We start from the raw sequence: 18,637 nt of genomic DNA on the forward strand, positions 1-18,637 counted from the left end.
ATGCCTGAATTACCCGAAGTAGAAACCGTACGCCGAGGCATCGAGCCTCATGTGCTGGGCCGCAAGATTGTTGGCGTCACTGTGCGCGATACGCGTCTGCGCTGGCCGATCCCATCGAATCTCGCGGCGCTGCTTACCGGCAAAAAAGTTACGGGCACTGCGCGTCGCGGGAAATATTTGCTGCTGCAACTCAGCGGCGGTGATCGTCTGATTATTCACCTCGGTATGTCGGGTCGTTTGTTTGTACTCAAGCCCGGGCATGCGCTGAAGAAACACGATCACGTCGATATCGAATTCGCCGGTGGCGTGATGCTGCGTTACAACGATCCACGTCGCTTTGGTGCTGTGTTGCCGTGGCCTGCGAGTGAAGCGACGCATGTGCTGATTGAAGGCATGGGGCCGGAACCGTTCACCGAAGAATTCAACGGCGATTACCTGTTCGATCTCTCACGTGGGCGCAGCGCGCCGGTGAAGAACTTCATCATGGATGGCAGTGTTGTCGTCGGCGCGGGAAACATTTACGCAGCGGAATCGCTTTTTCGTTCTGGCATTCGTCCAGCCAAAGCGGCTGGGAAAGTGACGCGTGCGCAGTATCAAGTGTTGGCGCAACACATTCGCGAAGTACTGGGCGAGGCGATCAAGCAAGGTGGCACGACGCTAAAAGATTTTGCAGGTGCTGATGGCGCGCCTGGGTACTTTCAGCAAAAGCTTTTTGTTTACGGACGGGAAGGCGAGCCCTGTTTGGTGTGCAAGACGCCAATCAAATGCGCGGTAATCGGTCAGCGCTCCAGCTTCTATTGCTCGGTCTGCCAGAAGTAACGATGGTCTTCCCTCTCCCCATGTTTTTTATGGGGAGAGGGATCGAGGGTGAGGGGCGAGCTTTTTACGCGCTTCGCGAGGCTACTGCCTGTCCTGATTGCTGCGGCGTGTTCCGCACTGTGGTGCGGGTTACTTTCTTTGCTGGTGCAAAGAAAGTAACCAAAGAAAGCACCTCAATCCACTTGTGCCTTTCATGGGATTCGGCCTGATACGTTCGCCATTCAATTTCTCAATGCGAGAAAAAGTGTCGACCTCCGCTTTTGGTCTTATGAGCTAGATTCGTTCAGCTCATTCGAACTGTAATCCTGCGTATCGTTGGCGAACGGTAGAATCTGCACAGACCATCTTGTCTTCGAGATTCATATGACTTCTGTACTGACCCAACCTTTCAACCTTCCTTGTGGCGCCACCTTGCCGAATCGCTTGTGCAAAGCGGCGATGACGGAAGGTTTGGCGGATGAGCATCTGCGTCCGACGGAACGCCTCAATACTTTGTATCGCCGCTGGGCTGAAGGCGGCGCAGGTTTGCTGCTGACGGGCAACGTGTTGATTGATCATCGCGTATTGGAGCGTCCGGGCAATGTTGCGATTGATCCGGCGACTCCGGATGCGGAGATGATGAAGCGCATTAAAGCGTGGACGCAGGCGGGCACGAGTAACAACAATCACATGTGGATGCAGATCTCGCATGCGGGGCGTCAGTCGCCGCGATATGTCACTGGCACGCCGATGGGCCCATCGGCAGTGCAGCTCGACCTGCTCGGCAATTACGCCAAGCCGCGCGCGCTGACAGAAGCAGAAATTCTTGATTACATCCAACGCTACGCAGGCGTTGCAGCAACTGCGCGTGAAGGTGGATTCACTGGTGTGCAGATTCATTCGGCACACGGCTATTTGCTGTCGAGTTTCTTGTCGCCGATTACTAACGTGCGCACCGATTCTTGGGGCGGTACGCTGGAAAATCGTGCGCGCATGTTGATTGAAACCGTTCGTGCGACACGTAAAGCAGTTGGCGCGGATTTTCCGATTGGCATCAAACTCAACTCGGATGACTTCCGCAAAGGCGGCTTCAATCACGAAGATTGCCTGCAGGTTGTGCAGTGGCTCAATGCTGAAGGTGTGGACCTGCTGGAAATTTCTGGCGGCACCTATGAGCAACCACGCTTGCTCGGCTTCGACGGCAAAGCGGATTCAAAAGCTGCAGAGCCGCAGCGCGAAAGCACCAAAAAACGCGAGGCTTATTTCCTCGACTACGCTGTCGCGATTCGCAAGATCGCGAAGATGCCGATGATGGTCACCGGTGGTTTCCGCACGCGCGCAGGCATGGAAGCTGCGATCAGTGCAGGCGAGTGCGATGTGATTGGTCTTGGTCGTCCGTTGTGTACGCACGCTGATGTGCCGAAGCAATTGCTGTCTGGCGCAATCAACGAAGCGCCAGCCTTCGAAAAGAATCTGCGCCTCGGCCCCGGCAAATTATTCTCAGGCACCAGCCCAATCTTCCTGTTCAAGATCATTCACGTATTGGGCTTGCAGGGTTGGTACTACCAACAGATTGCGCACATGGCTGACGGTGGACGCGAGCCTTTGCAGCGCGGCGTATTCACCGCGTTCGTTGCGTATTTGTGGGATGAGTACACGACGGCGTTTCGCATGCATCGTGCGCGTCGCGCGAAGAAAAAGACTTAACACTCCAACCATGTCATCCCGAGCATCGCGAGGGATCTTGCTGTAATTCTTTGGACGTTGCGCCGAAGCAAGATTCCTCACTGCGTTCGGAATGACAAAGAAGCAAAATTTGTAGGCTGGGTTGAAGTGAAACGAAACCCAGCATCTACGTCTACAAACGCGCTGCTGGGTTTTAACCCAGCTTACGAGCTCAGTTGAGTGCTGACGGCACCGCAAGCCGAAACGCATTGATGATGGCGTCGAATTTTTCACCATTCTCAGTCGTCATCTCAAAGCTGCCGTGCATGGTGCCGACAGGCGTGCCGAGTGGGCAGCCGCTGGTGTATTGAAATTCTTCACCAGATTTGAGTGTCGGCTGATAGCCAACAACACCAGGCCCGCGCACTTCATCTGTTTTGCCTTCGCCGTTGGTGATGATCCAGTGGCGTGAAAGCAGTTGCACGGCGTCGATGCCTTCGTTGCGAATGGTGATGTGATACGCGAAGAGATACTGACTCTCTGCCGGCTCTGACTGCTCCGGCACATAGCGTGGCTGCACGATGATGCGCACGCCATTGGTTACCGTATTCGACATCAGAACATGCCTGTCTGTAAGCGCGCTGCTTCCGACATCATGTCTTGCGTCCAAGGTGGATCGAATACGAGTTCGACATCGGTCTCGCCAATCGTTGGCAGCGCCGAAACTTTGCTCTTCACATCATTGACCAGTACATCGCCCATGCCGCAACCAGGCGCGGTGAGCGTCATCGTGATGGTGGCTTTGCGATTGCCATCTTCCAGTGTCGAGACTTTGCAGCTGTAGATCAGGCCGAGCTCGACGATGTTGATGGGGATTTCTGGGTCGTAACACGTCTTGAGTGCTTCCCAGACTGCGGCTTCGAGTTCGGTCTCAGAAGCGTTCTCCGGCACTTCGGGTGCCAGCGTTACAGTTTTGCCGATCGCGTCAGCGTCTTTGCCGTCGATGCGGAACAGGTGGCCTTCAACCTGCACGGTGAAGCTGCCACCGAGGGCCTGCGTGATCTGCGCCTGCGCGCCTTCCGGCAGCTCGACCTTAGTGCCAGCAGGGATGAGGACGCCGATAACATCTCGCGTCAGGCTGACAGTTTCGTTGGAATGACCCATGGGGAACGACTTACAACCGCTTGAAGAGGGAACCAATTTTAAACCCCGCGAGTCATTAGCGCACGCTGTGTTTTAATTCAGCACCGAAATCCCTCCGGAGAAACCCCATGAAACTTGCCGTATTGCTGCTGCCACTGATGCTTTTGACCTCTGCTGCTCATGCTGACGACGCAGCCGCCAACCGCCGCAACGTCAATGTCTCTGGTCAGGGCGAAGTCAGCGTCGCGCCTGATCGCGCGCGCCTCTCGCTGGGCGTAGAGGCTTCCAACATCGAACTGAAAGCCGCCGAAGCCGCTGTGAACAAGGTTGTGCGCGCCTATCTGATCGAAGCCAAATCGCTGGGCCTGAAGGAAGACCAAATCTCCACCGCAGGCGTCACCATCAACCCCGAATACGTCTGGGACGAGAAAACCAAGCGCCAGGTTTTCAGCGGTTACAGAGCCAACCGCCAGATTGAACTGCGCGTGGAAGACCTCACCGTCATCGGCGATTTGATCCTGCGCGCGACCAAAGTCGGCGTAAATCAGGTCAATCCGCCGTCGCTGGAATCCAGCAAGGCTAAAGAGCTGACCCGTCAGGCCCTCGTCAAAGCCACCGAAGATGCACGCTCAAAAGCACAGCTTTTGGCCGACACCCTCAAGGTAAAACTCGGCGCCGTGCGCAATATCTCAGCTAACGATTCCGCCCCACCGCCGATGATGTACAAGGTCGCGATGATGCGTTCTGAAGGCGCTGACGCTGGAGGAAATGCCGAAATGGGATTTTCGGGCGGCCTGATTAAGTACAACGCTTCGGTGAATGTCGAGTTTGATTTGGTTGCACCTTAATTAAAGTAGGGTGCGCCGTGCGCACGCGTGGCTGAAATTGGCGCTAAACCACGTGCGCACAGCGCACCCTACGGTCTGTTTAAGCGGGTAGGTTTTCATGGGGAGTGCGTTATTCCCCGGTTGTGGGATAATCCCGCACTTTCCTCCCGCATAGGGCAGTGGAAGTGGCCGAAAAAAAGCAGATTTTAGTGGGCGTCATCATGGGTTCCCGGTCGGATTGGGAAACGATGGCTCACGCCGTGCAAATCCTTGAAGACCTGAAAGTGCCCTACGAGGCGCAAGTCGTCTCTGCGCATCGCACTCCAGACTTATTGTTCGATTACGCTTCGAGCGCGGCGGGTCGCGGCCTCAAAGTGATCATTGCTGGCGCAGGTGGCGCGGCTCATTTGCCGGGCATGTGCGCGGCCAAAACGGCGCTGCCGGTACTCGGTGTGCCGGTGCAGTCCAAGGCCCTTAATGGCCTCGATTCACTCCTCTCAATTGTGCAGATGCCAGCCGGTATTCCGGTGGCAACGCTCGCAATTGGCCGCGCAGGTGCGACCAATGCGGGCCTCCTCGCTGCCGCAATTCTTGCAACAACTGACAAGGCTCTGGCCAAACGTCTGGCCAAGTTCCGCGCCGACCAAACCGCCAAAGTCCTTAACGACGAGCCGCTGAAGCTGCCATGAAAATCGGTATTTTGGGTGCGGGCCAGCTGGGAAGAATGCTGGCTCTGGCGGGGTATCCCCTCGATTTCGACTTTGTGTTCCTCGATCCGGCGACCGAAGCCTGCGCTGCGCCGCTGGGCGAGCACATCCACGCTGAATACAGCGATGAGCGCGCACTGGCCGAGTTTTGCGTTTCAGTTGATGTCGCCACCTATGAGTTTGAGAACGTGCCGGCGCACACCGCCGAGTTCGTTGCTTCACGCATTCCTTTGCTGCCGGCTGCCAAGGCGCTGACTGCAGGTCAGGATCGTCTCTCTGAAAAGCAGATGTTCGACAAGCTGGGCGTGCCGGTTCCGCGCTATATGCCGGTGGCGACGCGCGAAGCGCTGGATTTCGCAGTGAAGGCGACAGGTCTTCCTGCCGTGCTCAAGACCCGCCGCATGGGTTACGACGGCAAAGGCCAGGCCGTGCTGCGCAAGCCAGAAGATCTCGATGCTGCTTGGAATCGCATTGGCGGCCAGCCGTTGATTCTCGAAGCGTTCGTGCCGTTTGAGCGCGAAATTTCCTGCATCTCTGTGCGCGGCAAAGATGGCGCGATGGCGTTTTACAACGTCGTTGAAAACGTCCACCGCGACGGCATTCTGCGCACCGCAACGCCACGTGCAGATGATCCGATGCAGCGCGAAGCCGAAGATTACGCGCGCCGTATCGCCGAGCATCTCGATTACGTCGGCGTGATGGCGTTTGAATTCTTTGTTGCGGGTGGCCGCTTGCTCGCCAACGAAATCGCACCGCGCGTTCACAACTCCGGTCACTGGACAATTGAAGGCGCGATTTGCTCGCAGTTTGAAAACCATCTGCGTGCGATTGCAGGTTTGCCCCTGGGTTCAACCGCGCTGCGCGCGCCTTGCGTGATGGTGAACTTTATCGGCGATGCGCCAAGCAACACGGAACTCGCCGCGATCCCTGATTTGCACATCCATCACTACGGAAAAACGCCGAAGCCCCTACGCAAAGTCGGTCATGCAACTTTGCTGGCGACCAGTGATGCGCGTCTGCAAGAGCAGCTGACGCTGCTCAATATGCTGGTGGCAAAAAGCGAAAGCTAAGCCGCAACGTCTTGCCTAGTGCACCGGCAAGACGTTGATCGGTGTCGCCGTCACGGGCGGCAAACCTGCGCCACCGATTGAGGGCAGCCCGGACGCTGGCGACAGCGCAGACTGCGGCACTTGCTGCTGTAGCTGCTCAAATTGTTTGCGCAAAGCGCCCTGCTCACTACTTGGCAGCAGCTCGTAACTCTGTTGCGTTTTCTGCAACTGCAAACGTTGCGCGGGGCTCATCTTTCGGTAGTCATTACGCTTGGCGAGTGTCGCGGCTTGTTGCTGCGGTGTCAGCGTTTTCCAAAACTGCAGACGTTGCTGCGCTTCAGTGCGTTGTTGCGGCGTCATCGCGGTCCAACGTGCGGCGCCGAGCGCCAGTTTGTCCTGACGCGCGGAAGGCAGCGATGCCCAATTCTTTTGCATCGGCAGCAACACCGTTTGTTGTGCTGAACTCAGGCTATTCCATTCCACGGCGGCATTGGCGACGGAGCAGCCAGCGAGCAAAGCGATTGCGACCAGAACTTTAGCGTGCATAGCGAAGCTCCCGGTTTTTTGTGGGGGCGGTCGTTTGTCCGAGTGAAGGTAGAGGGGCTTTTGCATGTTGGGTATCCAGTATTTGGCGGGCTTCGGGCTCCGTCCAATCGGCAATAAATTCGAGTAATTCAGGAGATGGCGCAGCGGGCGGCTTGGCCTGCTGATTCGCGGCAGCGGTGCTCACAGCAGCAGCGAATAGCAGCGCTTCAAGCATTCGGACGTTCCTGCGCCAGCCATTGATAGAACTCGAGATCGCGATAGAACGCCGGGCTCATGTCATCCGTGAGCAAATCCAGGGTATCAACGCCGCTTGCATCAGCGACCGCGGGATTCAGCGCCGAGTTGCGCTCAGGCTGTAACACCAACACCGCGACAATTGCCGCTGCGGTCACCGCAGCAACAGGCCACATCGAGCGTAATTGCGCTGACGGTGTGTTGGCAGCAGCTAATGCACGTTTACGCGCGAGCGCTAGTTTTGCAGCGGTTTCGCTGTCGATAGTTTCTGAATGACGTAGCGCTTGCGCAGCTTTGCGTGCGAAGGCGAGATCATCCTGATCGTTTTCGTGATTCATGGCCAAACTCCTTTCAAATCCGCTCGCAAGGTTGCGAGCGCACGGAACAGGTGAGTTTTCACACTGCCCTCCGAACAACCCATGGCCAGCGCGGTTTCTTCCACGCTCAGCCCCTGCCAAATGCGCAGGTCAAAAACTTCGCGTTGCCGATTGGGCAACTTGCGTAATGCCGCTTCAAGCTGATGCATCGCCTGATCACGTTGAAGCAGGTCGGCGCCAGTGGCTTGTTGATCCGGCTGGTTTTCGCTGACTTCTTCGTCTTCTACAGCCACATTGGGTGCGCGCCAGAAAAAGATCCGATTCCGCACCATTTGCCGCCGCCGCCAGTCCCGAATCTTGTTTTCGACAATTCGGTAGAACAACGGTGGCCACTCTTGCGGCGGGTGCTGTGCGTATTTACGCGCCAGCTGCACCATCGCATCCTGCACAATATCCAAGGCTTCATCCCGGTCCTGCGTAACGATTTGAGCCATACGCAGGGCGCGGCGCTCTGCGCCGGTTAAAAAGGCTTCGAGTTCGGGGTGAGATGGATTCACCGCAAGAGTTTAGCCTGCATAATCAACGCAGCTCTGTAGCTTTGGTTTACTACACCCTGTGCAGTAGATGAAAAATCTTATGCACAGTGAGGGCTATTCATGGATGAAGTTGATGGTCAAGCGTTGGCTGACGCCTTACTTTAAGAGTCATTTTTAACTTGATGTTTTCAATTGAATTTTTATTATTCGTGACGCCTGCGATATTTTTCGTGCAACTTGTGCTGTCTGAAGCCCCGCGAGCCTGTTTGAACTATCCCCACGGTTATCCACAGGCCTGATCGTGACTGTCCTTGTTGCCGCCATCGCGATTCCTGCGCCGATTTACCGCCTGTTTGATTACCGGGTTCCGGCTGCGGCCGAGGGCTTGTTAGTCCCAGGAATGCGTGTGCGGGTGCCGTTTGGGCGCCGCCGCTTGGTTGCGGTGGTGGCTGAGCCGCCGCGCGAGATCGAAACGGAGGGGCGCGAGTACAAATTTATAGAAGTAGTGCTCGACCAAGCTTCTGTTTTTCCTGCAGATTTATGGGCTTTGTGTCGCTGGGCCGCTGACTATTACCAATATCCGCTGGGCGAGGTTTTGTCCGCCGCGCTGCCCGGACCGCTGCGGCGTGGCGATGACACCGAGATCCGCCGCGAAAACGCACTCCATATAAGTGAGTCCGGCCGCGCCGCGCTGGAAACCTTGCCCGCCCGCTCACATGCCCAACGCGCCGTACTGCAACAGCTGGCGACAACGCCCTGTACGCGAGGCCAATTATTGGAACTGCTGCCCAAAGCGGCGGCGAGTTTGCGTAAGGCGATGGAGATGGGCTGGCTGCTCGAAGTGCCGCTGGTGATTCCAGATGGCGTCATCGGCCCGGCTTTAGCGCCAACCCCCGAACAGGTGACGGTTGTCGAAGCCCTGCGTTCCGCGGCCAAAGGATTTTCGGCGAGCTTGTTAGAAGGCGTCACCGGCAGCGGCAAGACCGAGGTTTATCTGTGCCTCGCCGCTGATGCCGTGACGCGCGGTGAACAAGTTTTGGTGCTGGTGCCAGAAATTGGTTTAACGCCGCAGTTGCTGGCGCGTTTCAACGAACGCTTCGGTGCGGGCGTCGCGAGTTTTCATTCCGGCATGAGTGAAAACGAGCGTGCAGATACCTGGCTGCGCGCGCGCGCCGGTGAAGCACGCATCGTGATTGGCACGCGCTCGGCAGTGTTCGTGCCGTTCGCCAAGCTCGGCTTGATTGTGATTGATGAAGAGCACGACGCCTCGTACAAGCAACAAGACAGCTTCCGCTATTCCGCGCGCGATCTCGCGATTTTGCGCGCGCAGAAATTAGAGATTCCCGTGCTGCTCGGCAGCGCAACGCCATCACTGGAAACGCTGCACAACGCGCGCAGCGGCCGTTATCGCCATCTGAAATTAGAAAGTCGCGTGCGGCAAACCGCGCCGCCAAAAATCCATGCGCTCGATGTGCGTACACGTGCGCTGGATCACGGGCTTTCACATCCATTGCTGGAAGCGATCGATCGACATCTCACCGCCGGCGGTCAGGCGCTGCTATTCATCAACCGTCGCGGCTTCGCGCCGGTGTTGCTGTGTCACGACTGCGGCTGGAGTGCGCCATGTGCGCGTTGCGATGCGCACATGACGCTGCATCGCGGGCGTGGACGTTTGGTTTGTCATCATTGCGGTGCACAGCAAAAAGCGCCGACGACATGTCCGACCTGCAATTCAAAAACACTGACACCGGTGGGCCAAGGCACGGAGCGTGTCGAAGAAGCGCTGCGTGCACGATTTCCAGACAAGCGCGTCGAGCGTTTTGATTCTGATCGTCTGCGTCGCGCGGGTGAGCTGGAACGTTTGCTCGCGGATATTCGCAGCGGCGAGATTCACATTCTGGTGGGCACGCAAATTCTCGCTAAGGGCCACGATTTTGCAGGGCTGACGCTGGTTGGCATCGTCAGCGCCGATCAAGCTTTGTACGGCACAGATTTCCGCGCGATCGAACGCATGGGTCAGATGGTCACGCAGGTTGCGGGGCGCGCAGGTCGTGGCGCGCAGCAAGGCGAAGTGATTCTGCAGACGCATGAGCCGGAGCATCCGCTGCTGCGTACCTTAGTGGAAGGTGGCTACATAGCGTTGAGTGATGCACTGCTGGAAGAGCGCCGCATGGCGGGCTTGCCGCCGTTCTCGCATCTGGCTTTATTGCGTGCAGAAGCGACGCAGGCCGACGCACCGCTGCGATTCCTCAATGAGGCGCGCAACTTGATGTTGGCGGATCGGGAAAGCGTGCAAGTCTCAGATGCCATCCCCGCAACGATGGAAAAGCGCGCAGGCAATACGCGTGCGCAGTTGTTGCTGCAATCAGCAAGCCGCGCCGTGTTGCAGCGAAAATTATCCGCGTGGGTTGGGCAGTTCGACAGCTTGCCGTCTGCGCGACAAGTTCGTTGGTCTCTGGATGTTGATCCAGGCGATCTGTACTAAGTGCTCTGTACTAACGCGCTGCTGCTGCGATAAGGTTCTGCGCCATGACACCCGAAGCATTCACTGAATACCTGCATAAAGAAATTCCGCTGACCGCAGCGATGCAAGCGCGCGTGTTGCGTAGCGAAGCGGGCTTCGTCGAAATCAGCGCGCCGTTGGCGCCAAACAAGAATGTGCACGGCACCGCATTCGCTGGCAGTCTTTCGACTTTAGGCTTGATCAGCGGCTGGGTCGTTCTAGATCGCGCGCTGCACGATGCCAAATTGAAAGCGCATCTTGTTGCGCAGAAGAATGAATGTATTTTTCACGCGCCAGCCACACAGGAATTACGCGCGATCGCACGTATTCCTACGGATGAATGGACGCGATTCACGGACGCGCTCGTGAGTAAAGGCCGAGCCCGCATCAACGTCATCACCGAAATTCGCGCTGGCGATACGCTGGCGGTTACCCACACTGGCACTTACGCGGCGAAACTATGAGCGGACCATTCTTCAAATTTTGCCCACGCTGCGGCTCGCCGATGAGCACACAGCATCACGGCGGCATGGATCGTCAGGCTTGCACGAATATTCCTGCTTGCGGTTTCGTACATTGGGACAATCCTGTTCCGGTCGTCGCTGCGATTGTTGAGCACGAGGGCGACATCATTCTTGCCCGCAATGTTTTGTGGCCAGGAAGATTCTTTGCTTTGATCACCGGCTATCTGGAAAAAGATGATCCTTCGCCAGAAATTGGCGTGGCGCGTGAAGTGAAGGAAGAGCTGAATCTGGATGCGCAAGCCGTGACGTTCGTCGGCCACTATCCGTTTCCGCGACAGAATCAATTGATCATCGCTTATCACGTTGTGGCGACTGGCGAGATCAAACTCAACGAAGAGCTCGCCGAGTATCAGCGCGTGCCACCAGCAGAAGCGAAGTACTGGCCCGCTGCAACAGGACTGGCGCTACGCGATTGGCTGATCAGCAAAGGCCATCAGCCAGAAGCAATGCAGTTCAGCTAAGCGCGCTTATTGGCGCGCACGAGTTGTCGCGTTAACTCCAATAAGTTTTGCAGATGCGGTGAATCGGCATCGTCGCGCCGATAGAGCAAACTCAGGCGTGCTTTTGGCGCAGGTTTGCGAATCGGTCGATAAGTCACGCCTTCGATATTCGCCTGTTGCATCGACGCGGGAACAATCGAAACACCAAGGCCCGCGGCGACGAGGTTGACGATCGAAGTCACCTGCGAGGTTTCCTGCACCACACGTGGTGAGAAACCGGCGCTGCGACATGCAGCGATGATTTCTTCATGCAGGCCCGCGCCAACGGCGCGCGGAAATAAAACGAACGGTTCAATCGATAGCGCCAACAATGGCACTTGTGTGCGAGCGCACAAAGGGTGGCCGGAGGGCAGCGCCACCAGCATTTCTTCGTCGATCAAGGATTCCATGAAAAGTGAACGATCGGTTTCGAGCAGCGGGCGTACAAATGCGAGATCTATGGTTTCGTTACTGACTAAATTGGCCAGACTCGGCGTCGTACCTTCATCCAATGTCAGCGCGACATTCGGATAGCGCTTACGAAACTCACGAATCACTTGCGGAATCAGCGCATGGAACGGCGCTGAGTTGATCATGCCAACGCGAATGCGGCCTTGTTCGCCGCGAGCAACGCGACGTGCGCGCTCGATGGCTTGATCGGCATCACGCAGGATGCGCTGTGCATCTTCAAGAAAAGCGCGCCCTGCATCGGTCAGCGAAACCCCACGTGGCAGACGCTTGAATAAGGGCGTGCCAATTTCGCGCTCCAGTGCTTGAACCTGCTGCGACAGCGGCGGCTGCTCCATTCCCAGCGTTTTGGCCGCACGCGTGAAGTGCTGCGCTTCAGCAACGGCAACGAAATATCTGAGGTGGCGCAACTCCATGCCGATGCTCCCTATCCATACTTTATAAGTATGAGTATCTCACTATTCATATATTGGACGTATTAAGTGCCCGAGGTCTACATTGACGCCATATTGAATAAAGTTGGACGGAGAAAGTCATGACCGCTGCAATCGCCCCCCTGGGCTCACCTGTAGGCACAAGCGTAGGGGACGTCGATCCCATCGAAACGCAGGAATGGCTGGACGCACTTAAAGCGGTTCTTCAGAAAGAAGGCCCTGAGCGCGCACACTTCCTGTTGGAAGCGTTGACCGAAAAAATGCGCCGCAGCGGCGTGTTTCTGCCGTTTTCGCCGAACACGGCGTACATCAACACCATTCCGCCCCATCTGGAAGATCGCTCGCCCGGTGATCACGCGATGGAATGGAAGATCCGTTCAATTATTCGCTGGAACGCGATGGCGCTGGTGGTGAACTCCAACCGCGAGCACGCAGGCATCGGTGGCCACATCGCCAGCTTTGCATCAGCTGCAACTTTGTATGACGTTGGCTTCAACCATTTCTGGAAAGGCGCGAATCATCCGCAAGGTCAGGATTTGGTTTATATCCAAGGTCACTGCGCGCCCGGCATTTATTCGCGCGCTTTCCTTGAAGGCCGCATCAGCGAAGAACAGCTGCGCAATTTCCGTATGGAAACGGCGGGCAAAGGTTTGCCCTCGTATCCGCATCCTTGGTTGATGCCAGATTTCTGGGAACTGCCAACGGTGAGCATGGGTCTTGGCCCGATCATGGCGATCTATCAAGCGCGCCTGATGAAGTATCTGCACAACCGCGGCATTGTGAACACCGAAGGTCGCAAGGTCTGGTGCTTCTGCGGTGACGGTGAAATGGACGAGCCGGAATCACTCGGCGCCATCGACATCGCTGCTCGCGAGAAGCTCGATAACTTGGTGTTCGTCGTCAACTGCAACTTGCAGCGCCTCGATGGCCCAGTGCGCGGCAATGGCAAAATCATTCAAGAACTTGAAGGCACTTTCCGCGGTGCAAATTGGAATGTGCTGAAAGTGATCTGGGGTTCTTTGTGGGACCCGCTGATCGCTGCAGACAAAACCGGTTTGCTGCTGAAAGCATTCGCAGAAACTGTCGATGGCGAATTCCAGAACTGCAAAGCCAAGGGTGGCAAATACACACGCGAAAATTTCTTCGCCAAGTATCCGGAGTTGTTGCGTCTTGTTGAAACGATGAGCGATGACGATATCGGCAAGCTCAATCGCGGCGGTCACGATCCGCACAAGGTTTACGCCGCGTACTCCGCAGCCAGCAAACACACCGGCTCACCGACCGTAATTCTCGCCAAGACCGTCAAAGGTTATGGCATGGGCGAAGCGGGCGAAGGTCAAAACATCACCCATCAACAAAAGAAGATGGGCGAAGACGCACTCAAGGCTTTCCGTGATCGCTTCCAGTTGCCGATCTCAGACGATCAGATTGCCGACACGCCGTTCTACAAACCGGCAGAAGATTCACCTGAGATTAAATATCTTCGCGAACGTCGCGAAGCGCTTGGTGGGTATTTGCCTTCGCGTCGCTCCAAAGGCGAAGTGCTGGAAATCCCACCGCTCACCGCGTTTGAGCGCATCACCGCAGGCACAGGCGATCGTGAAATCAGCACGACGATGGCGTTCGTGCAGATATTGCAGACGCTGATTCGCGACAAGAATGTCGGCTCACGCGTGGTGCCTATCGTGCCGGATGAAGCACGCACCTTTGGTATGGAAGCGATGTTCCGCAGCCTTGGCATCTACTCCATCGTCGGGCAGAAATATCGTCCAGAAGATTCTGATCAGCTGGCCTTCTACAAAGAAGACATCAAAGGTCAGATTCTCGAAGAAGGCATTACCGAAGCGGGTGCGATGTCGAGCTGGATTGCAGCCGCCACCAGCTACAGCAATCACAACGTCAGCCTGATTCCGTTTTACACCTACTACTCCATGTTTGGTTTCCAGCGTATCGGTGATCTTGCTTGGGCTGCAGGCGATTTGCGTGCGCGCGGCTTCTTGCTCGGCGCAACCGCAGGTCGCACCACGCTGAATGGCGAAGGTTTGCAGCACGAAGACGGACACAGCCATGTGTATTCCGCGACCGTGCCGAATTGCCGCTCTTACGATCCCGCGTATGCGTATGAACTCGCCGTGATCATTCAAGACGGTATGCGTCGCATGTATCAGGAGCAGGAAGATGTTTACTACTACCTGACCATCTACAACGAAAATCATCAGCACCCGGCAATGCCTGCGGGCGTCGAGAAGGGCATTGTGCGCGGTATGTACTTGCTGCGTTCAGCCGAGAAAGCTTCCAAGCAACACGTGCAGCTGATGGGTTCTGGCAGCATCCTGCGTGAAGTCATCGCAGCTGCGGATTTGCTGTCGGCAGAATTTGGCGTGACCTCCGATGTTTGGAGCGTACCGAGCTTCACCGAGTTGGCACGTGATGGCGCAGCGACCGAGCGTTGGAATTTGCTCCACGCACAAGAAAAACCACGACAGAGTTATGTGCAGGAATGCTTGGGCGGCATGATGGGCCCGGCCGTTGTCGCCACCGATTGGGTGCGCGCTTACGCCGAACAGATTCGTCCTTACGTGCCGATGAAGTATCACGTGCTTGGCACGGACGGTTACGGTCGTTCAGACAATCGTCCAGCCTTGCGTAACTTCTTTGAAGTTGATCGCCGCTGGATCGTCGTCAAAGCGCTCAAAGCTTTGGCTGATGAAGGTACGATCTCGCAAGAACGCGTCGCGCAAGCCATGAAGATTCTGGGCGTGCGCGCCGAAAAACCTGCGCCCTGGACGGTGTAAGCCATGAGCACAATTGACGTGAAGGTTCCCGATATCGGCGACTACAAAGATGTGCCGGTGATCGAAGTGTTGGTGAAAGACGGCGACGTCGTCGAGAAAGACGCGACGATCATGGTGCTCGAAAGCGACAAGTCGACGCTTGAAGTTCCGGCGCCTGTAGCGGGCGTTGTGCGCGGCTTCAAGCTCAAAGCCAACGATAAAGTTTCGCAAGGTGATTTGATTTGTCAGTTGGAGTCGGCAGAAGCGGGCAAGCCTGCCGCAGCTGCAGCGCCTGCACCCGCGCCTGCAAAAGCAGAGGCAGCTAAACCCGCTGCGCCTGCAGCGGCACCAGCAGCCCCGCAAAAATCTGCAGCACCTGCGGCCGCATCGGTGATCAAAGTGGCCGTGCCTGATATCGGTGGGTATAGCGGCGTGCCGGTGATTGAAGTGCTGGTGAAAGACGGCGACACCGTCGAGAAAGATGCAACGCTGATCGTGCTTGAAAGTGACAAGTCGACGCTGGAAGTGCCATCGCCAGCAGCAGGCGTTGTACGTGGTTTCAAACTCAAGGCCAACGACAAAGTTTCGCAAGGCGATTTGATTTGCGAGTTGGAAACTGTAGGCGAGCAAGTTGTAGTTGAAGCGGCACCCGTCGCAGCACCTGCGCCACAGCCAACTGTCAGTGCTCCAGCAGCAACAGCGCCCGTCGTTGATGCCGCGCCTTTGCCCGCACCCGTCGCAGTAGCTTCAAACGAAGTGGCTTACGCAGGCCCCGCAACACGCAAGTTCGCGCGTCAGCTCGGCGTTGATCTGACCAAGATTGCAGGCAGCGGCGCACGCGGGCGCATCGTGATTGATGATGTGCAGGCCTATGTAAAACGCACCTTGGCAGCGCCCGTCGCAGCATCAACTGCGGCAGTGGCTGGAGGCAGCGGCATTCCGCCCATTCCAGCGGTCGATTTTTCCAAGTTTGGTGAAATCGAAACCAAACCATTGGCGCGCATCCGCAAATTGTCAGCAGCGCATCTGCATCGCTCCTGGCTCAACATTCCGCATGTTACGCAGACAGATGAAGCGGATATCACGGAAGTCGAAGCCTTCCGAAAAGCGGCGTCAGATGACGGCGGCGTCAAACTGACGATGTTGCCCTTCATCATGAAGGCGCTGTCGAAGGCGCTGGAGGCTTATCCAGAGTTCAACAGTTCACTAGCGCCGGATGGCGAAAGCCTAATTCTGAAAAAGTACTTCCATATCGGCTTTGCCGCAGATACCGAGAACGGTCTGGTGGTGCCGGTGGTTCGTGACGTCGACAAGAAAGGCGTGGCGCAGCTGGCGAAGGAATGTGGCGAGCTCGCCAAGAAAGCGCGTGATGGCAAGCTCAAGCCAGACGATATGAAGGGCGGCTGCTTCTCGATCTCTTCACTCGGCGGCATTGGCGGCAGTCACTTCACCCCAATCGTGAATGCACCAGAAGTCGCGATCCTCGGAGCGTCCCGTGCGCAGATCAAACCGGTGTGGGACGGCAAAGCATTTCAGCCACGTTTGATGTTGCCGCTGTCGCTGTCTTACGACCATCGCGTCATTGATGGGGCATTGGCTGCGCGTTTCATCGTGTTGCTGGTCAAATTGCTGTCCGACGTACGGCGTTTGGCACTATAAAACTCGCCGCTCATCTGTCGCTTTCTGCCAGACATCTCGTAGTCGCCAGACGAACGGTTTTCTCTACGCGCAACGCATAAAAGGTCTGCTTGAATGTGTCCAGTTCAGAAGGAACTGATCGGCACATTGGAGACAGAACATGATGATTTCAGAAAACGCTTTAGAGCAGGCTCTGGCACAAATCTTTGATGGCAAGTCAGCAGGCGAGAAATTGTCGCTGGCCGAAATCTCGACGGTTTGGAACGCATCAGGTTTGCACAGTGCAAATATGCGCGATGCCATTCGTGAAATGATCGAGTGCCACTGCCTTGAAACGCAGAGCCATCACGGCGGCTTGGAATTTGTCCTGACCCGGCATGGCGAGCAGCGTTTCAATAGTTGCCGCCCCCATGCTGTTGGCTCGCAGAATCCGTTTGAGAGAGGCCTCGCACTACAACATTAAAGATTGTCGTAGCAAAGCAACACAAAAATGGCAGACTAGGCGCCTTCATCAAGACGCCAGATAGCCATGACCAGCAAGAAAAAGCGCCGCCCGATTCTTCGTTTCTTTGTTTTATTGCTGGTGTTGATCGGCGCCTTGATCGCTGGGGCCTTTCACTATCGCCCAGGCATGGAACAGGTTGCTGCGCATCGCTACCCAGACCCGACGCCAAAACAATTGGTCGCTCCGGCGCTCTACGCCACCTGGTTTGGCACTACTGCCGTTCTGATCAGCGACGGCGAACACGCCGTGATGGTGGATCCGTTCTTCACGCGTCCCCCCGGCTTTATCAAAATGCTGAGCAATCAGCCTATCGAGCCGGATGAAGCTTTGATCAAGCGTTGGCTGGATGGCGCGGGCATCAAGAAGCTCGATGCCGTGCTGGTTTCGCACTCGCATTACGATCACGCGATGGATGCGGGCATCGTTGCCAAATTAACTGGCGCACCACTGTTCGGCTCAACCAGCACCGCCTTTATCGGCCGCGGCAATGGTCTGCCAGTGACGCAGCTTCGCGTGGTGAAACCCGGCGAAGATATGAAGGTCGGTCCCTTTACGATCACCTTCATTCGCAGCAAACACGCGGGCGCAACCGGCGGCAATCCAACCGGCGATATCCAAGAAGCACTCACGCCACCTGCGCGTTATCTCGATTACAAACAGGGCGGCACCTACGCAATTTTGATTCAACATCCGCGTGGCAGCGTCTTGCATCACGGCAGCGCGGGGACACTCGATGGCGAGTTGGCTGGCCGCAAGGCAGACGTCACTTTCCTTGGTATCGCGATTCGTGGCGACATGGAAAGTTATCTGCATGAAACCGTCGATGCAGTCGGTTCGACCCGCGTGATCCCAACGCATTGGGACGATTTCACATTGCCGCTGGACGAACCGCTGAAGCCTTTCCCGGTTGGCATCCGTCTTGAGGCTTTCTTCGCCGATATGGCCAAGCTGCGCCCCAACGTTAAAGTTGAGACGCTAGAGCCCGGACGTCGCGTGGTGTTGTTCCCGAAGGAATAAACGCTGATCGCACGCTGGCGCAAGGCCAGCGTGCGAAGTTTTACTTCGACAAAATGTGATTCGTGGTGACGTCGGCAATCAATTTGCCGTCAGTGCCCGTCACTTCGGTGCGCACCACGCTGACCGTGCGACCGCGTTTTACAAAAGTCGAAACTGCTTTGAGCTTGCCATCGATTTGATTGCCGATCAGATTCGCATTGAGATTGATCGCCAACGGAAAGCCTTTCATGCCCTCGCTGGCATCGCCCTTGCCCATAACGAGCACGGTCGCGGTGACATCGGCGAACCACAGCGTTGCACCCGCGTGCACGGTTCCATAAGGATTCTTGATGCCAGCTTGCACCGGCATTTCTGACACCACGCGTTCAGCGCTTTGCTCGATGATGGTGAATTCGATGTGGCCTTCGACTTTCATTTTTTATCTCTCAAATCTGGTAATGCGTATTTAACTAGAAAGCCCCGCGATGCGGGGC

At 56.4% G+C, this 18,637-nt stretch carries 20 protein-coding genes; 12 read left to right on the plus strand and 8 right to left on the minus strand.

Annotation, left to right across the window (positions count from 1 at the left end; genetic code table 11):
• Nucleotides 1-819: a bifunctional DNA-formamidopyrimidine glycosylase/DNA-(apurinic or apyrimidinic site) lyase gene (mutM, locus tag CJD38_RS08855; RefSeq protein WP_107939978.1), complete on the plus strand. Its 819-nt coding sequence runs from the start codon at nt 1-3 to the stop codon at nt 817-819.
• 363 nt (nt 820-1,182) lie between these two features.
• Nucleotides 1,183-2,505: an NADH:flavin oxidoreductase/NADH oxidase family protein gene (locus CJD38_RS08860; RefSeq protein ID WP_107939979.1), complete on the plus strand. Its 1,323-nt coding sequence runs from the start codon at nt 1,183-1,185 to the stop codon at nt 2,503-2,505.
• A 190-nt stretch (nt 2,506-2,695) separates the two neighbouring features.
• Here CJD38_RS08860 and apaG read toward each other — a convergent pair whose 3' ends face one another.
• Nucleotides 2,696-3,079 (minus strand): Co2+/Mg2+ efflux facilitator ApaG/CorD, encoded by a 384-nt coding sequence (gene apaG / locus CJD38_RS08865; protein ID WP_107939980.1) that lies wholly within the window; start codon nt 3,077-3,079, stop codon nt 2,696-2,698.
• Complete coding sequence (sufT, locus tag CJD38_RS08870) at nt 3,079-3,627, minus strand: putative Fe-S cluster assembly protein SufT (protein ID WP_107939981.1); 549 nt, start codon at nt 3,625-3,627, stop codon at nt 3,079-3,081. Before sufT ends, apaG begins: the two co-directional genes overlap by 1 nt.
• 107 nt (nt 3,628-3,734) lie before the next feature.
• Here sufT and CJD38_RS08875 point away from each other — a divergent pair, with 107 nt between their 5' ends.
• The 3 genes from CJD38_RS08875 to CJD38_RS08885 all read left to right on the plus strand — a co-directional run bounded on the left by CJD38_RS08875 (nt 3,735) and on the right by CJD38_RS08885 (nt 6,210).
• Nucleotides 3,735-4,454: an SIMPL domain-containing protein gene (locus CJD38_RS08875; protein ID WP_107939982.1), complete on the plus strand. Its 720-nt coding sequence runs from the start codon at nt 3,735-3,737 to the stop codon at nt 4,452-4,454.
• Nucleotides 4,455-4,654: 200 nt separating this feature from the next.
• On the plus strand, nt 4,655-5,122 hold the full coding sequence (gene purE / locus CJD38_RS08880) for a 5-(carboxyamino)imidazole ribonucleotide mutase (protein WP_107940342.1): 468 nt from the start codon (nt 4,655-4,657) through the stop codon (nt 5,120-5,122).
• Nucleotides 5,119-6,210, plus strand: coding sequence for a 5-(carboxyamino)imidazole ribonucleotide synthase (locus CJD38_RS08885; RefSeq protein WP_107939983.1), 1,092 nt, complete (start codon nt 5,119-5,121; stop codon nt 6,208-6,210). The genes purE and CJD38_RS08885 overlap by 4 nt, the downstream gene beginning before the upstream one ends.
• A gap of 15 nt (nt 6,211-6,225) precedes the next feature.
• On the opposite strand, the gene CJD38_RS08890 is transcribed toward CJD38_RS08885, so the two are convergent.
• From CJD38_RS08890 to CJD38_RS08900, 4 genes are read right to left on the minus strand one after another with little or no spacing between them, the layout of a single operon-like run.
• On the minus strand, nt 6,226-6,735 hold the full coding sequence (locus CJD38_RS08890; protein WP_161554197.1) for a DUF3106 domain-containing protein: 510 nt from the start codon (nt 6,733-6,735) through the stop codon (nt 6,226-6,228).
• Nucleotides 6,725-6,949 (minus strand): hypothetical protein, encoded by a 225-nt coding sequence (locus CJD38_RS18425; protein ID WP_161554198.1) that lies wholly within the window; start codon nt 6,947-6,949, stop codon nt 6,725-6,727. The genes CJD38_RS08890 and CJD38_RS18425 overlap by 11 nt, the downstream gene beginning before the upstream one ends.
• Nucleotides 6,942-7,307, minus strand: coding sequence for a hypothetical protein (locus tag CJD38_RS08895; RefSeq protein ID WP_107939985.1), 366 nt, complete (start codon nt 7,305-7,307; stop codon nt 6,942-6,944). The genes CJD38_RS18425 and CJD38_RS08895 overlap by 8 nt, the downstream gene beginning before the upstream one ends.
• Nucleotides 7,304-7,843 carry an RNA polymerase sigma factor gene (locus CJD38_RS08900; RefSeq protein ID WP_107939986.1) on the minus strand — a complete coding sequence of 180 codons (540 nt, stop codon included), beginning with the start codon at nt 7,841-7,843 and terminating at the stop codon, nt 7,304-7,306. The genes CJD38_RS08895 and CJD38_RS08900 overlap by 4 nt, the downstream gene beginning before the upstream one ends.
• A 280-nt stretch (nt 7,844-8,123) precedes the next feature.
• Between CJD38_RS08900 and CJD38_RS08905 the strand changes: the two genes are divergently transcribed.
• From CJD38_RS08905 to CJD38_RS08915, 3 genes are read left to right on the plus strand one after another with little or no spacing between them, the layout of a single operon-like run.
• Nucleotides 8,124-10,307, plus strand: a complete 2,184-nt coding sequence (locus CJD38_RS08905) for a primosomal protein N' (protein WP_107939987.1) — start codon at nt 8,124-8,126, stop codon at nt 10,305-10,307.
• A 44-nt stretch (nt 10,308-10,351) separates the two neighbouring features.
• Nucleotides 10,352-10,789, plus strand: a complete 438-nt coding sequence (locus CJD38_RS08910) for a YiiD C-terminal domain-containing protein (RefSeq protein ID WP_107939988.1) — start codon at nt 10,352-10,354, stop codon at nt 10,787-10,789.
• Nucleotides 10,786-11,310, plus strand: coding sequence for an NUDIX domain-containing protein (locus tag CJD38_RS08915; RefSeq protein ID WP_107939989.1), 525 nt, complete (start codon nt 10,786-10,788; stop codon nt 11,308-11,310). Before CJD38_RS08910 ends, CJD38_RS08915 begins: the two co-directional genes overlap by 4 nt.
• On the opposite strand, the gene CJD38_RS08920 is transcribed toward CJD38_RS08915, so the two are convergent.
• Nucleotides 11,307-12,212, minus strand: coding sequence for a LysR family transcriptional regulator (locus CJD38_RS08920; protein WP_107939990.1), 906 nt, complete (start codon nt 12,210-12,212; stop codon nt 11,307-11,309). The genes CJD38_RS08915 and CJD38_RS08920 overlap by 4 nt on opposite strands.
• Nucleotides 12,213-12,331: 119 nt before the next feature.
• On the opposite strand from CJD38_RS08920, the gene aceE reads away from it, so the two are divergent.
• The 4 genes from aceE to CJD38_RS08940 all read left to right on the plus strand — a co-directional run bounded on the left by aceE (nt 12,332) and on the right by CJD38_RS08940 (nt 18,164).
• The gene (gene aceE / locus CJD38_RS08925) at nt 12,332-15,025 is read left to right on the plus strand and encodes a pyruvate dehydrogenase (acetyl-transferring), homodimeric type (RefSeq protein WP_107939991.1); all 2,694 of its coding nucleotides are present in this window, start codon (nt 12,332-12,334) and stop codon (nt 15,023-15,025) included.
• 3 nt (nt 15,026-15,028) lie between these two features.
• Nucleotides 15,029-16,663: a dihydrolipoyllysine-residue acetyltransferase gene (gene aceF, locus CJD38_RS08930; RefSeq protein ID WP_107939992.1), complete on the plus strand. Its 1,635-nt coding sequence runs from the start codon at nt 15,029-15,031 to the stop codon at nt 16,661-16,663.
• Between the two features lie 139 nt (nt 16,664-16,802).
• Entirely contained in the window at nt 16,803-17,105 is a 303-nt protein-coding gene (locus CJD38_RS08935; RefSeq protein WP_107939993.1) for a SurA N-terminal domain-containing protein, read from the plus strand.
• Nucleotides 17,106-17,171: 66 nt separating this feature from the next.
• Nucleotides 17,172-18,164: an MBL fold metallo-hydrolase gene (locus tag CJD38_RS08940; RefSeq protein ID WP_107939994.1), complete on the plus strand. Its 993-nt coding sequence runs from the start codon at nt 17,172-17,174 to the stop codon at nt 18,162-18,164.
• Nucleotides 18,165-18,204: 40 nt separating this feature from the next.
• On the opposite strand, the gene CJD38_RS08945 is transcribed toward CJD38_RS08940, so the two are convergent.
• Nucleotides 18,205-18,579, minus strand: a complete 375-nt coding sequence (locus CJD38_RS08945; RefSeq protein WP_107939995.1) for a PaaI family thioesterase — start codon at nt 18,577-18,579, stop codon at nt 18,205-18,207.
• Between the last annotated feature and the right edge of the window lie 58 nt (nt 18,580-18,637).

Origin of the sequence: Stenotrophobium rhamnosiphilum (assembly GCF_003052265.1) — a bacterium.
Classification (GTDB): Bacteria; Pseudomonadota; Gammaproteobacteria; order Nevskiales; family Nevskiaceae; genus Stenotrophobium; species Stenotrophobium rhamnosiphilum.